13 protein-coding genes are annotated in these 12,833 nt (G+C 68.2%); 3 read left to right on the top strand and 10 right to left on the bottom strand.

From position 1 onward, the window contains the following. Positions 1–207: 207 nt before the first annotated feature. Genes ACHL_RS05600 through ACHL_RS05590 form a run of 3 tightly spaced genes read left to right on the top strand, consistent with a single transcriptional unit; the run spans position 208 to position 2,123 of the window. The gene (locus ACHL_RS05600; RefSeq protein ID WP_015936330.1) at positions 208–933 is read left to right on the top strand and encodes a hemerythrin domain-containing protein; all 726 of its coding nucleotides are present in this window, start codon (positions 208–210) and stop codon (positions 931–933) included. 3 nt (positions 934–936) lie between these two features. Then, on the top strand, positions 937–1,389 hold the full coding sequence (locus tag ACHL_RS05595; RefSeq protein WP_015936329.1) for a hypothetical protein: 453 nt from the start codon (positions 937–939) through the stop codon (positions 1,387–1,389). After that, complete coding sequence (locus tag ACHL_RS05590; RefSeq protein WP_043793804.1) at positions 1,320–2,123, top strand: alpha/beta fold hydrolase; 804 nt, start codon at positions 1,320–1,322, stop codon at positions 2,121–2,123. Before ACHL_RS05595 ends, ACHL_RS05590 begins: the two co-directional genes overlap by 70 nt. Before the next feature lie 94 nt (positions 2,124–2,217). On the opposite strand, the gene ACHL_RS05585 is transcribed toward ACHL_RS05590, so the two are convergent. The 10 genes from ACHL_RS05585 to ACHL_RS05540 form a co-directional block, all read right to left on the bottom strand. Then, positions 2,218–3,060 carry an esterase/lipase family protein gene (locus ACHL_RS05585; protein ID WP_015936327.1) on the bottom strand — a complete coding sequence of 281 codons (843 nt, stop codon included), beginning with the start codon at positions 3,058–3,060 and terminating at the stop codon, positions 2,218–2,220. A gap of 583 nt (positions 3,061–3,643) precedes the next feature. Further along, positions 3,644–4,324 (bottom strand): SDR family NAD(P)-dependent oxidoreductase, encoded by a 681-nt coding sequence (locus ACHL_RS05580; protein ID WP_015936326.1) that lies wholly within the window; start codon positions 4,322–4,324, stop codon positions 3,644–3,646. After that, entirely contained in the window at positions 4,321–5,562 is a 1,242-nt protein-coding gene (locus ACHL_RS05575; protein ID WP_015936325.1) for a sialidase family protein, read from the bottom strand. The genes ACHL_RS05580 and ACHL_RS05575 overlap by 4 nt, the downstream gene beginning before the upstream one ends. Before the next feature lie 5 nt (positions 5,563–5,567). Beyond that, on the bottom strand, positions 5,568–6,359 hold the full coding sequence (locus ACHL_RS05570) for an HpcH/HpaI aldolase family protein (RefSeq protein WP_015936324.1): 792 nt from the start codon (positions 6,357–6,359) through the stop codon (positions 5,568–5,570). Between the two features lie 54 nt (positions 6,360–6,413). Then, positions 6,414–7,403, bottom strand: coding sequence for an aldo/keto reductase (locus ACHL_RS05565; protein WP_015936323.1), 990 nt, complete (start codon positions 7,401–7,403; stop codon positions 6,414–6,416). A gap of 46 nt (positions 7,404–7,449) precedes the next feature. Beyond that, positions 7,450–8,283: an ATP-binding cassette domain-containing protein gene (locus ACHL_RS05560; protein ID WP_015936322.1), complete on the bottom strand. Its 834-nt coding sequence runs from the start codon at positions 8,281–8,283 to the stop codon at positions 7,450–7,452. Further along, positions 8,280–9,224, bottom strand: a complete 945-nt coding sequence (locus tag ACHL_RS05555) for an ABC transporter ATP-binding protein (RefSeq protein WP_015936321.1) — start codon at positions 9,222–9,224, stop codon at positions 8,280–8,282. Before ACHL_RS05555 ends, ACHL_RS05560 begins: the two co-directional genes overlap by 4 nt. A gap of 1 nt (position 9,225) precedes the next feature. After that, complete coding sequence (locus ACHL_RS05550; RefSeq protein ID WP_015936320.1) at positions 9,226–10,164, bottom strand: ABC transporter permease; 939 nt, start codon at positions 10,162–10,164, stop codon at positions 9,226–9,228. Then, complete coding sequence (locus ACHL_RS05545) at positions 10,161–11,096, bottom strand: ABC transporter permease (protein ID WP_015936319.1); 936 nt, start codon at positions 11,094–11,096, stop codon at positions 10,161–10,163. The genes ACHL_RS05550 and ACHL_RS05545 overlap by 4 nt, the downstream gene beginning before the upstream one ends. Before the next feature lie 3 nt (positions 11,097–11,099). Next, positions 11,100–12,674 (bottom strand): ABC transporter substrate-binding protein, encoded by a 1,575-nt coding sequence (locus tag ACHL_RS05540; protein WP_015936318.1) that lies wholly within the window; start codon positions 12,672–12,674, stop codon positions 11,100–11,102. Positions 12,675–12,833 lie beyond the last annotated feature (159 nt).

Below are 12,833 nucleotides of genomic sequence, written 5' to 3'. Positions count from 1 at the left end.
TTGCGCCCGCGCGGACCGGTTGGGTAGGGGAAGCAGCCCCTCACTTTGGCGGGAGGAACGACGGCGGCGCGTCCCGCCGTCGTACGTCCACGCTGGCTGCCAAACGCCGCGGGGAGGGCCTGCGGCGGGAGCATTGTGCGCGGTGTGGCGCGGGGATACGATGCTCGCGGGGAGAGGCCTGGTCTCGTGACGATTAGGGGCCCTGCCATGACCGACTTCTTCACGATGCATCCCGGTGAGACCGCCGCTCCCCTGCCGCCCGGGCCGGTCCTGTGCACCGGGACCGCGGCCATGCGCCGCATCCACCGCTTCTTCCTGTGGGCCTATGCGGAGGCTCCGGGCCTGGTCCGTTCCGTGTCGGCGGGCGATACCTCGCGGGCTGCGTACGTCGGGGAGGTACTGGGGAACTTCGACATGGTCCTCCATGTTCACCACGAGGGCGAGGACCTGCTCATGTACCCGCCGCTGGAGCAGCGCGCCCCCGGCTGTGCCCTGCACATCGCGCAGATGCTGGAGCACCACCGGCAGGTCACCCAGCGGCTGGAACGCATTGAGCCGTTGCGGCTGCGCTGGATGGGTACGGCGGATGAGCAGGCGGCGTCGGAGCTCGCCGCCATGTACGAGGACCTGAAGGCCGTCCTGGACGTGCACCTGCGCCGCGAGGTCACGGAGGTCATGCCGGTGGTGGACCGGGTAATGACCGAGAAGGAAGCCGCGGCGGTGGGGCAGCACGGGATCGACAAGTTCGACAAGAAATTCATGGTGGCCTACCTCGGCATGGTGCTGGCCACCAACCCGCCCGCGGACCGTGCCGAGCTGTTCAAGGAGATCCCGGCCCCGGTCCGGCTGGCGTACAAGCTGGTGGGCCGCCGGATGTACCGGAAGCAGTACGCCACGCTCTTCCCGGGGCGGCCGGTTCCGGAGACGCTGTAGCCCATGGTTTCGCGGCGTGCCGCGGTGGCGGCAGTCAAAGCGGTCCACACGCTGGCGTGGTTCTCCATCGAGGCGTGCGTGGTCTATGTGCTGGCGGCGGGCCTGGCCGGGCGCACCGACAAGCGCGTGGGAATTGCCGCCGCTGTGGTGGCCGGCGAGTCCCTGGTGTTCGCGGGCAACGGCTTCCGCTGCCCGCTCACCGGCCTGGCCGAACGCTACGGCGCCCAGAGCGGGTCCGTCACTGACATCTACCTGCCCCGGTGGTTCGCCCGCAACCTGCCCGCCATCCACGTCCCGCTCCTGGTGCTGATGGCCTACCTCCACGCCCGGAACCTCCGCCGCCAACGCCCCATTGCGCTCTCCGGGCGCGGGCGTATGGTTCTTCCATGGAACCGATTCGGGTCATCCTCCTTCCCGGTGCAGTCCTTCCTGCGGAGCAGGCGTACGGCAACCTGATCCGGGCCCTGGGGCCGGGCGTGGGAGCTGTCGCCAAGGACCTGGAGCTGTACCGGAGCGACGAGCCTCCACCCGGCTGGACCCTCGACACCGAAGTTGACGGGGTGCTCCGCGGGGCGGACGCCCGGGGCTGGCAGACGTTCCACCTGCTCGGCTACTCGGGCGGCGGTTCGGTGGCGCTGGCGTTCGCCGCGCAGCATCCGGAGCGGCTGCAGAGCCTCGCCGTCCTGGAGCCGGCCTGGGCCGGAACCTGGGACTGGAGCCGTTCCTACACGGAACACCGCCGGTTGTACGAGGAACTGGAGGGCCTGCCGCCGGAGGAGTTCATGGCCGGCTTTATGCGGCTGCAGGTGAGGCCCGACGTCGTCCTGCCGCCTGCGGAGCCCGGCGCTCCGCCGCCGTGGATGGCCAGGCGGCCCGCCGGGATCCTGGCTTTCCTGCGCACGTTCAAGGACTACCACCTGGACCGGGCACGGCTGGCTGCGTTCAGCCGGCCGGTGTACTACGCCGTGGGCGGGCTGAGCCATCCCGATGACCAGGGCGACGTGGCGGCGCGGCTGGCCCGGGTCTTCTTTCCCGACTTCCATCTGGAGGTTTTCCCCCGGCGCCACCACTTCGACCCACCCCACCGGATCGAGCCCGGCCGGCTGGCGGAGTCGCTGCACCGGCACTGGGACCTTGCCGAGGGGCGGCCCGCCGGGCATCACGAGGCAATGCCGTCCCGGGCTTCCTGAAGCGCCTTCTTTAGTAGCTACGAACGACGGCGGGTGGCTGGCCTTTGGAAGCCAGCCACCCGCCGTCGTTCGTCCTTGGCCTGCGTCCGTGCCGCTAGAGGCAGACCGGCTGGAACGCGGGGTCGGCCGGACCGGACGCGCGGCCCAGGGCGTTGCCCACCCACTGGTGCACCACCGGATCGTTCGGCGTCTGGTCATGCTCGAACACGTCGGCCGGGCACTTGTCCTGGATGGTGAGGTTGGTGACCTGCCGCGCGCTCCCGTTCAGGTACTGGCTGTTGTACGGGATGACCACCTCGTCGTACTTCGTGGAGATCACGGTGTAGGAGGGCCCGGCCACGGTGTCGCCGATGGAGTTGAGCTGCTGCATGAACGCGGAACCTGCCTGCTGGTCCGCGCAGGCGGCACACCCGGCAAGGGTGTAATCAGGCGTGGGCAGCAAGTCCGGCGGCGGCACGATCAGGCCCTTGGTTCCGTGGTTGGACGGTGCGATGCCCACCAGGTGGTGGACGTACTTGGCGCCGCCCAGGAAGCCCATGTAGTACCGGGGCATCATGCCGCCCTGGCTGTGGCCCACCAGGTCCACCTGCTTGGCGCCGGTGGCGGCCCGGACGGAATCCACGAACGGGGCAAGCTGCTTGGCGGACTCTGCCACGGGAGCGGTGGCGTACACACCGTTGGTGGCGCCGTAGTTGAGGGCGAACACGCAGTACCCCTGGCTCTTGAGGTACGGCGACATGGTGGACCAGTTCTTCGCCATGCTTTCGAACGTGCCCGGCACCAGGATGACCGGATACGGGTGCTCCGCCGTCGGTTTGCAAGACCAGTCATTTGCGCCCGGCGGGGAGACCTCGACGGCCTGTGCGGGGACTGCCATCAGGGACGTGGCAAGGAGCGCTGCTGCCACAACGGACAGGGCCCGGGATAGGAACGACATGGAAACCTCTTTGTTCGTCTGTCTACGGGGAAGCCCGGCGCCTGGTGTTGGGGGTCATCAGGCGCCGGGCCGGTTTCCATGCTGGCAGCGACGCGGCTTTTGCGGAGCGGAAGTGCACGAACGTGCGCGATATCCGGTGGCGTGGCCGGAGGCCGCTTCCACGTCCTGCCGCGGCCCGGACAGGATGTTGTTACTGGTGGGTAGGTATTTTCCGCGGCCTCCTGGCGTGGGCGCCAGCCCCATGGCCTCTGCACAAACGTGCAATGGGCCCAGTATGGGGCCTTGACGCCGAGGACGCTGGAACGGTGCGGGGACGCTGTAGCGGTTCAGCGTCCCCGCACCGTTCCAGCGATTTGGGCGGGAGCAGCCCAGGGAAACCGGGCGCTGGCCGCCGCAAGTGAGCGCGCGTCCCAAGGTTAGCCGCCACGAGTGAGCGCGCGTCCCAAGGTTAACCGCCACGAGTGAGCGGGCGTTCGGCGAACCTGGTTTCGACGAGCTTGGCTTCGACAGGTTTGGTTTCGACAGGCTCAACCACCGAAGAGGGCGGGGCTTGGTTTTCAACAGGCTCAACCACCGCGCCGGGTCAGAGGGAGGCGCCGCCGCAGATGACGTAGTTCTGGCCGGTGATCGACTTGCCGTGCGGGCCCAGCAGGAACGCGGCCAGGGCGGCCACATCCTCCGGGTCCACCAGCGCGCCGAGGGCCGGCAGCTTCACCGGAGTGGCGGCGCGGCCGGGGTCGTTGAGCATCGGGGTGTCGGTCGGGCCAGGTGAGAGCACGTTGACCGTGATCCCCCGCGGTGCCAGTTCCTGCGCCCAGGTCCGGCCCAGCCCCATGAGCGCAGCCTTGGTAGCGGCGTAGTGGCTCTTGCCCGGCATGCCGGTGGAGGTGCGGCTTCCCAGCAGGACGATCCGGCCGCCGTCGGGCATGGACGGCACCAGCGCGTTGGCCAGGACCGACGCCGCCGCCACATGGACGGTGAACATCCCCGCCAGCGCTGCCGGGTCAAGGGAGCCCATATGAGCCGTCCGCTGGAACCCGGCGGCGTGCACCAGGGCATCGGCCGGCTCCAGCGAAGACACCACACTAGCCAGCGACTCGGGCTCGGACAGGTCAGCCTGCAGCCACTCGAACTTCCCCTCCAGCGAGGATTCGGTCCGGCTCAGCCCGGTTACCTTCCACCCGTCGGCCAGCAGCTTCGACGCGATCGCCTTGCCAATGCCCGAGCTCGTCCCGGTAACAACAGCGTGCTTGGACACCGTCATGCGTCCCCGCCCGGCGTGGTGGTGCCGTCGTAGGCCCACTGCGGGTCAACCCGGACGAACTTGATGGCCTGCCGGAAGTACGTGTACGCGATGTTCAGCGCGCCGTCCGGGCCCTGGTGGATGGACGGGTAGGAGTATTCGCGGTTGAGCCCGTCGCGTGAGTTGTTGGACAGGCAGTACCCGTCCCCCACGTCCAGGTTCCGGCGGATGGGCCAGCTGCGGCCGGAGTCCTCGGAGATGGCCAGGGTCATCGGCGAGCGCGGCGTGCCCCAGAAGGCGCGCTTCACGCCGTCGTCCTCGGAGAAAGCCGAGGCGTCCGGTTCGGCCACCTGCCCCTGTTCGTCGGCCAGGCCGTCGTCGTCGATCTCGTCATACAGCGAGAGGCGCCGCTCGGTGCCTTCGCCCGCCCGGCTGTGGTTGTAGACCAGGGCCAGGCGGCCGTCCTTCAACGCGACGAACTGGATGGACGAGTTGTTGTTGGGCAGCTCGGTGGGGACCGGTTCGCTCCAGGTGGACCCGTCATCGGTGGAGCGGGATTCGTAGATCGAGTCGGCCCAGCGGCTGCGGAACAGGGCCAGCAGCGAGCCGTCGGCCACGGGCTGGATGTTCATGTGGACGCAGCCCAGGCTGCCCGGCAGGACGGTTTCGGTCCAAGTGGCGCCGGCGTCGTCGGAGATCATCACGGCGCTGTCGTCGCTGTTGCCCACCCACTTCTCCCCCGGTGTGGTGATGCAGCGGAAGATCGGGATGATCAGCCGGCCGGACGGCAGCACCACGGGCAGCTGGCGGACGAACACGCCGCCGGTCTCGTTGGCGGCAAACAGGGTCTCCACGTCGCCCCAGGTGCGGCCGCTGTCCAGGGAAATACGACGGCGGACCTCGGCCGTGTCCTGGTTGCCCGCCTTCTGCGCGGTGTACAGCAGCCAGAGAGCGCCGTCAGTATTCGTGAACAGGATGGGGTTCTGCTCGGACCGGGTGGAGTCGTCCGAGAGCTGCTCCGGGGCGGACCACTGCTTGCTGCCCGGTTCCAGGGCGGAGAACCAGATGGAGATGTCCGGCACGCCTTCCTGGGTGCCGCCGAACCAGACGCAGCCCAGCCGGCCGTCCGGGAGGGTGAGCAGGTTGGCCGCGTGGCTCTGCACGGTGGGCGCGGGCAGGTAGGCGAAGTCGGCGCCGTCGGCCGTCTTGACCGTCCCGTCCGGGGTGATGATGCTGTAGCTGTCCGTGGTGGTGGTCATGGAAGTCAGTCCTTTTTGGTTCCGGCAGCGGAGCGAGCGGCGTCTAGGTGGGACTTGGCGATCTGTTCCAGGTGCGTCAGGTCCGAGGCGATGGTGGTGAAGGTGTAGCCCTGCGTCAGCCGCTGCGCCGCAACGGTGCCGGCGGGCGTGTGGATGCCGGCGGCGATCCCTGCGGAGGCGGCGGCCTCGGCGATCGTTTCCAGGGCGGCGTTGAATTCGGTTTCGACGGCGGGATCCCCGGGGAACGCCCCGCCCACGGCGATCGCGAGGTCGGACGGGCCCACATAGATGCCGTCCAGGCCGGGGGTGGCGCAGATTTCCTTGACGTTGGCCAGGCCCTCGGGGGTCTCGATCATGGCGAACACCATGGTGGTGGCGTTGGCCTCGGCCGGCACGGGGCCGATCCGCAGGGCCGAGCGCATGGGGCCGTAGGAGCGGCCACCCAGCGGCGGGTATTTGGCGGCGGCCACCGCGGCGGCGGCGTCCTCGGCGTTGTTGATGAGCGGCACGATGACGCCCACGGCCCCGGCGTCCAGCGCCTTGCCGATCGCGGTGAAGTCGTTCGCTTCCACCCGGACCATGCCCACGGCGGTGTGCCCGGCGTCGATGGCCATCAGCCCGTTGAGGACGCCCGAGTAGCCCAGCAGGCCGTGCTGCGCGTCCAGGGCCACGTAGTCGTAGCCGAGCCGGCCGATGCGTTCGGTGGCCACGGGCGCGTCCAGCACCGCCCAGTAACCCACCGCCTGCTCACGGGCGCGGATCTTGCGGGCGAATTCGAGGGCCAGTTGGGAAGTCATCAGAGTCCTTCAGTCAGTTCGGTTCAGCAAAGAGATCGGTTCGGGAAGAGAGGGTCAGCGGTTGTAGGCGGGCATCGGGCCACGGAGTGAGGTGCCCACGGCGTCGCAGGCGTCCACGACGTCAGCCGGCAGGGGTCCGTTGGCCACGGCGGCGATGTTGGCCTGCAGCTGTTCAACTTTGGACCCGCCCAGCAGCATGGAGCCGACGCCGTCACGGTAGGCGAGCCAGCGCAGGGACAGCTCGGCCAGCGGGATGCCGGTGTCGGAGGCGATGCGGGACAGTTCGCCAATGGCGTCGAACAGCTGCTTGTCCCAGTACCGCTGCGTGTACATGGCGGCGAGCTTGGAGTCGCCGTAGCGGCCTTCGGTGGGCTTGGCGTCGAAGCTGTGCTTGCCGGTGAGCAGGCCTCCGCCCAGCGGGTTGTAGACCATGGTGTGCACGTTGTGGGTGGAGGCAAACTCGAGGTATTCCTCCTCCAGCCGGCGGGCCACCAGGTTGTAGAGCTGCTGCGCGACGACGGGACGCGGCGCCCCCACTTCACGCGCCGTGTGCACAACGTCGGCGATCTGCCAGGCGGCGAAGTTGGACACGCCCAGCGCGCCGATCTTCCCCTCGGCAACCAACTCGGCCACAGTGGCCAGAGTGTCAGAGAGAGACGCTGCCCGGTCCGGCTGGTGCAGGTAGAACAGGTCAATGCTGTCCGTGCCCAGACGGCGCAGGCTGCCCTCGACGCTGGCGCGCAGCCCCTCGGGAGACAACGGGGAATGCGAGCCGTGGTCCGCATGAGGCATGCCGGCCTTGGAAGCCAGGATGACGCCGTCGCGCTTTCCCTTCAAAAGGCGCGCCAGCATCTCCTCGGTGACCCCGCCCACGTACGCGTTGGCGGTGTCGATGGTGGTGATGCCGGCGGCGAGCGCCTCCTCCACCATCCGGCCAGCGGTGGCTTCATCGGCGGTGTCGCCGAACGTCATGGTTCCCAGGACCAGCCGGGATATGGGGAGTTTCAGGCCGTCCACCTGGGCGCCTTCGGGCTGCGTGCTCATGCGTTGATTCCTCGTGGTTGCGTGCATCGGTAGGTCAGGAAAGAGGTCAGTTGGACTGGTTTGCCAGCGCCAGGGAGCGGACAATGTGCCGCGGCTTCAAGCCGGTCATGGTGGAGGGGTCCAGCGCCGCGCGGCGGAGTTTGCGGGTGTAATCCTCCTTGGGGGCGGTCAGGACGGACGCGGTGGTGCCGTGTTCCACGAGCTTGCCGCGCTGCATCACCATGACGGTATCGCTGATCTCCTGCACCACGCCAAGGTTGTGCGAGATGAACACGTAGGTGATGCCGGTTTCGTCCTGGATGGACTTGAGCAGCCGCAGCACCTGCGCCTGCACAGAGACGTCCAGGGCGCTGGTGGCTTCGTCGCAGACCAGCAGTTCGGGCTTGGAGGCGAGCGCCCGGGCGATGCCGATGCGCTGCCGCTGGCCGCCGGAGAACTCCCCCGGGTGCTTCTCCAGGGACTTCACCGGCAGGCCCACCTGGTCGATCAGCTTGGCAGCAGCCGCGTGCCGTTCAGCCTTGGAGCGGATGCCCTGCAGCTTCAGCGGCTCGGCCACGATTTCCTGCGCGGTCATGTGCGGGTCCAGCGAGCCGTACGGGTCCTGGAACACCATCTGGAACCTGGAGCGCATGGGCCGCAGCTTGGCCTCGCTCATGGCAGCGATGTCCGTGCCGTCCAGGTTGATGGAGCCGCTGGTGGGGGTCACCAGCCGCATGAGGGCCTTGGCCACCGTGGACTTGCCGCAGCCGGATTCACCCACCACGGCGATCGTCTTGCCTTTGTCCACGGAGAAGGAGACGTTGTCCACGGCCCGGAAGGTGCCACCGGGTACGTGATAGTCCACCACCAGGTTGTCGACGGCGAGGAACGGCTGGGTCATGGCTTGGCTCCGGTCTCGGTGAGGGCTGGGTCAGTGGTGGTTGAGGTGGCACCGGCGGCGCGGCGGCCGCTGGCGGTGGGGGTTTCGTCCCACGGCCCGAGCACGGGCACGGCGGCCAGCAGGGTCTGCGTGTATTCGGTGGCGGGGTGGTCCACAATCTGCTGGACGTCGCCGGATTCCACGAACGCGCCGTCCTTCATCACGTGGATGCGGTCCGAGATGAGCCGGGCGACGCCGAGGTCGTGCGTGATCATCAGGATGCCGATGCCGCGCTGTTCCTGCAGTTCCAGCAGCAGGTCCAGGATGCCGCCCTGCACGGTGACGTCCAGGGCGGAGGTGGGCTCGTCCGCCACCAGCAGCTGCGGCTCGGACGCCAGTGCGATGGCGATCAGCACGCGCTGCAGCATGCCGCCGGAGAGCTGGTGCGGGTACTTCTTGAGCTGCACCTCGGGGGTGGGAATGTGCACCTGCTCCAGCAGCCGCACGGCCCGGGCCTGCAGCGCCGCCTTGTCTTTGCCGGACGCGGCGCCGGCGATCTTGATGGCTTCGAACAGCTGGCCGCCGATCGAGTGGACCGGGCTCAGCGCCGTCATGGGGTCCTGCGGGATGAGCGCCAGGGTCTTGCCGCGCACCTTGTTGATGGCCTTGGGATCGGCGGAGATGTCGACGCCGTCAATCACCACGGTGCCGGACAGTACCGCCAGGTCCTCGGGCAGCAGGCGGAGGATGCCCATCGCCGTCGTGGATTTGCCGGAGCCGGACTCGCCGATGATGGTGACCGTTTCGCCGCGGTGGATGGTGAAGCTGACGGCGTCCACGGCGCGGATGATGGCGGTGTCCGTGATGAGTTCCACCTGGAAGTCGCGGACCTCCAGCAGCGGCTGCTCGGCGGACTTGGGGGAATTCGGGGAAGCGGGCTGGGTCTCAGCTGAGGCAGTCATGTCAGGCACCCTTCTTCTTGCGGCGGGGACGGTCGCGGAGGCCGTCGCCCAGCAGGTTGACGCCCACCACCATGAGCACGATTACCAGGCCGGGCAGGGTGACCATCCACCAGGAGGTGGTGATGTAGTCCTGGCCGTCGGAGATGATGCGGCCCCAGGTGGCGAAGGGCCGCTGCGGGCCGGCACCCAGGAAGGACAACGCGGATTCGAGCAGCACGGCCTGGGCCAGCAGGAGGAGGACCACCAGGGTTGCCTGCTTGATGACGTTGGGGATGATGTGCTGGATGAGGATCTGGATGCGGTGCAGGCCCAAAATCCGGGCGGCGGAGACGTACGGCTTTTCGCGTTCCACCAGCACCATGGAGCGGGTGAGGCGGGCAACTTCGGGCCATTGGGCAATGGCGATCACGAACGTGATCACGGGGATGGAGGGGCCGAACAGGGCCACCACCAGCAGCAGCATCATGAGCAGCGGCAGGGACATCTGGGCTTCGAGGACGCGGGAGACGATGGTGTCCACCCAGCCGCCGAAGTAGCCGGCGGCCGCGCCGAGGATCACGCCGATGGCACCGGAGACCAGGACGGCCAGCAGGCCGATGGTCAGCGAGACCTGACCGCCGTGCAGCACGCGGGAGAGCAGGTCGCGGCCCAGCTGGTCGGTGCCGAACAGGTGCCCGTCGGTGAGCGGCGGCAGGCGCCGGGCGCCGAGGTCCTGGAAGTTGGCGTCCGGCAGCGGGAGCACCTGGGCCAGGATGATGGGGATGATCACCAGCAGGGTGCAGACGGTGCCGATGATGAGCTTCAGCTGGGCGGATTTACGACGCCGGGTGGCGCCTGCCTTGGCGATGTCCGCCTTGGTGACGGCGCTGGGGCTGGGCTGCCGGGCCGGGGTGCCGGCGCCCGGCGTGCCCGGGGCGGGGGTTGCTGTTTCGAGGCTCATGCTGCTGCCGCCTTTCCAAGACGAACGCGGGGATCAAGGAGCGGGTAGGCGAGGTCGATGAGCAGCTGGACGCCCACCGCCAGGAGCGCGGTGATCAGGACCGTGGCCTGGATGAGGGGGTAGTCGCGGGTTTCGAGCGCCCGGACAATGAGGGAACCGACGCCGGGCCAGGCGAACACCACTTCCACCACCACCACGCCGTTGAGCATCGCGGCGAACCGGGTGCCCAGGGCGGTGAAAACGGGGATGGCGGAGTTGCCCATGGCGTAGCGCCAGGTAAGCAAGGAGCTGCGGACGCCGCGGGACCGGGCCACCGTGAGGTACGGGGCGGCGAAGTTGTTGGTCATTTCGCGGCGCACCATGCGGGAGATCAGGGCGATCTGCAGGATGGCGATGGTGATGGTGGGGAGCACCAGCCCGCCCCAGGTGGCGAAGCCGGAGGCCGGGAAGATGGGGATCAGCACGGCGAAGCCGGTGAGCAGCATGATGCCGGTCCAGAAGTCCGGCATGGACTGCCCGGCGATGGTGAGGACGTTGACGCCGAATTCGCGGCCGGTGTCCGGGCGGCGGGACATCCACACGCCCAGGGGAATGGCGACGACGGCGGTCAGCAGGATGGCGGCCGTTGCCAGGGTGAGGGTGTACGGCATGCGTTCGAAGACCACCTGCATGGCGGGGGCCTGGAACGAGTAGGACTGGCCCAGGTTGCCGGTGACCAGCTGCTGGATGAAGATCCAGTACTGCTCCAGCAGCGGCTTGTTCAGGCCGAACTGTTCGCGGACGGCGTCCAGCTGTTCGGTGGTGGCCAGCGGGCCGGCGTAGGAGACGGCGGGATCGCCCGGGGCCATGCGGATCAGGATGAACACGGTGGACACCGTGAGGAACACGGTGAGCAGGCCCTGTCCCAGGCGTTTGAGGATGTAGTTCGTCATGGCTTAGGCCTCCAGCCGTGCGTCGACGAGCGGGTAGGAGTTGGTGGGTGCCAGGTTGATGCCGGAGACCCGGTTCCGGTGGGCCAAGACGGACTTGGGCACGAACGCCCAGGCGCAGGGCCAGGTGTCCCAGATGGCCTGCTGCGCGTCGGCCAGCAGTTCCTGCCGGCGGGTGGCGTCCACCTCGGAGGAGGCGGCCTGGATCTTGGCCTGCACCTCGGGGATGACGTAGCCCTGGTAGGTGTCGCGGGTCTTTTCCTTCTCCGGGGTGCCGGCGTACATGCCCTGCATCATGGTGATGGCCAGGCCGGTGGGGCTGGAGAAGCCGTTGCCCAGCAGGTCCCAGTCGCCCTGCTTGCCCTGGCGCCAGGCCAGGATGTTGCCGCCGGGTTCGAACTGCTGGAGTTCGGTTTTGACGCCGATCTTGCCGAACATTTCCACCAGGGCTTCCATCACGGAGGTGTCGGAGGCAAATTCTCCGGTTTCCCAGATGATCTTCAGGGTGAGGTCCTTGACGCCGAGCTCGGCGAGCCGGGCCTTGGCCTTCTCCGGATCGTAGGTGTAGGTGCCGGTCTTGTGGTAGCCGGTGAGGCTGCCGGGCGTGACGCCCTCGGCGGCGCTGACGGAGTCCACCAGCACGTCCTTGACCAGGGATTCGCCGTCGATGGCCCAGCTGAGGGCTTCACGGACGCGGACATCGGCCAGGGGGTGGCCGGCGGGCTTGCGGAAGTTGTAGAAGATCTGGTTGAGCCGCAGGCTGGACGCCTCGGCCAGCTGGACGCCGGGGAGGCCGGCCAGCTGTTCGCGGGAGTCCGGGGTGATGGAGTCGATGATGTCCACCTCGCCGCTGCGCAGGGCGATGACGCGGCTGGATTCCTCGGGGAGGAACCGGACTTCCACGTTCTCGATCTCCGGCGCCGGGCCCCAGTAGTTCTCGTTGCGTGCCAGGCTGTAGGTGCCGGCGCCGCGGTTGAACTTGGTGACCTTGTAGGGGCCGGTGCCCACGCCTTCCTGGAGTTCCTCCGGCTTGTTCTGTGCGGCCGGGGTAATCAGGATCATGCTCATGAGGCTGTCCAGGATGGGGACGGGGTTCTTGGACACCATCTTGAACGTGCGGTTGTCCACGGGGACAACCTCGGGGAATTCGGGGAAGAAGCCTGCTACGAAGGAGCCCTGCACCTGCTTGTACATCTTCAGGGCGGTGGCCACATCCTCGATCTGCACGGGGCTGCCGTCCGAGTAGCGGATGCCTTCGCGGAGGGTGACGGTCCATTCGGTGGGGCCGGTCATTTCGAAGCGTTCGGCCAGCACCAGGACGGGCTTGGTTTCGGGGCCGATGGCGGTGAGGCCCTGGCGGACGGAGCGCTGTACGGTGACGGCGGCATCGAACTGGTTGAGCTTGTTGTCCAGGCTGACCAGGGAGCGGTTCAGGGCCAGGGTCAGGGTGCTGGGTCCGGGGAGGCCGGTGGGACCGGCGCAGCCGGCCAGGCTGCCGGTGCCCAGCAGAAACCCTGCGGCCGTGCCGAACTGCAGCAGGCGGCGGCGGGAAATCTCACGTCCTTGAGGAAGAACGGTCATCGTTGACCTCTCGGTAGATCGGGGACGGCGGGCGGCCAGGGTTGGCTGCGCCGGATGTTGTGTGCATCACTTTGCCACTCATGCGCAATTCGCGCAACCCCTCTAGCGTGTTTCGCGCAACCGTGTCATGATGTTAGGACTCCCGCTGCTTCGGCGGGT

Source organism: Pseudarthrobacter chlorophenolicus A6 (assembly GCF_000022025.1).
In the GTDB taxonomy this organism is placed as follows: Bacteria; Actinomycetota; Actinomycetes; order Actinomycetales; family Micrococcaceae; genus Arthrobacter; species Arthrobacter chlorophenolicus.
The sequence above is the reverse complement of the archived record's forward strand: the minus strand, read 5'-3'. Positions and strand labels throughout refer to the sequence as shown.

Excerpts from the sequence above, each read along its gene's own strand:
- ACHL_RS05600 (WP_015936330.1), top strand. The coding sequence starts at position 208 with ATGACCGACTTCTTCACGATGCATCCCGGTGAGACCGCCGCTCCCCTG.
- ACHL_RS05595 (WP_015936329.1), top strand. The coding sequence starts at position 937 with ATGGTTTCGCGGCGTGCCGCGGTGGCGGCAGTCAAAGCGGTCCACACG.
- ACHL_RS05590 (WP_043793804.1), top strand. The coding sequence starts at position 1,320 with ATGGAACCGATTCGGGTCATCCTCCTTCCCGGTGCAGTCCTTCCTGCG.
- ACHL_RS05585 (WP_015936327.1), bottom strand. The coding sequence starts at position 3,060 with ATGTCGTTCCTATCCCGGGCCCTGTCCGTTGTGGCAGCAGCGCTCCTT.
- ACHL_RS05580 (WP_015936326.1), bottom strand. The coding sequence starts at position 4,324 with ATGACGGTGTCCAAGCACGCTGTTGTTACCGGGACGAGCTCGGGCATT.
- ACHL_RS05575 (WP_015936325.1), bottom strand. The coding sequence starts at position 5,562 with ATGACCACCACCACGGACAGCTACAGCATCATCACCCCGGACGGGACG.
- ACHL_RS05570 (WP_015936324.1), bottom strand. The coding sequence starts at position 6,359 with ATGACTTCCCAACTGGCCCTCGAATTCGCCCGCAAGATCCGCGCCCGT.
- ACHL_RS05565 (WP_015936323.1), bottom strand. The coding sequence starts at position 7,403 with ATGAGCACGCAGCCCGAAGGCGCCCAGGTGGACGGCCTGAAACTCCCC.
- ACHL_RS05560 (WP_015936322.1), bottom strand. The coding sequence starts at position 8,283 with ATGACCCAGCCGTTCCTCGCCGTCGACAACCTGGTGGTGGACTATCAC.
- ACHL_RS05555 (WP_015936321.1), bottom strand. The coding sequence starts at position 9,224 with ATGACTGCCTCAGCTGAGACCCAGCCCGCTTCCCCGAATTCCCCCAAG.
- ACHL_RS05550 (WP_015936320.1), bottom strand. The coding sequence starts at position 10,164 with ATGAGCCTCGAAACAGCAACCCCCGCCCCGGGCACGCCGGGCGCCGGC.
- ACHL_RS05545 (WP_015936319.1), bottom strand. The coding sequence starts at position 11,096 with ATGACGAACTACATCCTCAAACGCCTGGGACAGGGCCTGCTCACCGTG.
- ACHL_RS05540 (WP_015936318.1), bottom strand. The coding sequence starts at position 12,674 with ATGACCGTTCTTCCTCAAGGACGTGAGATTTCCCGCCGCCGCCTGCTG.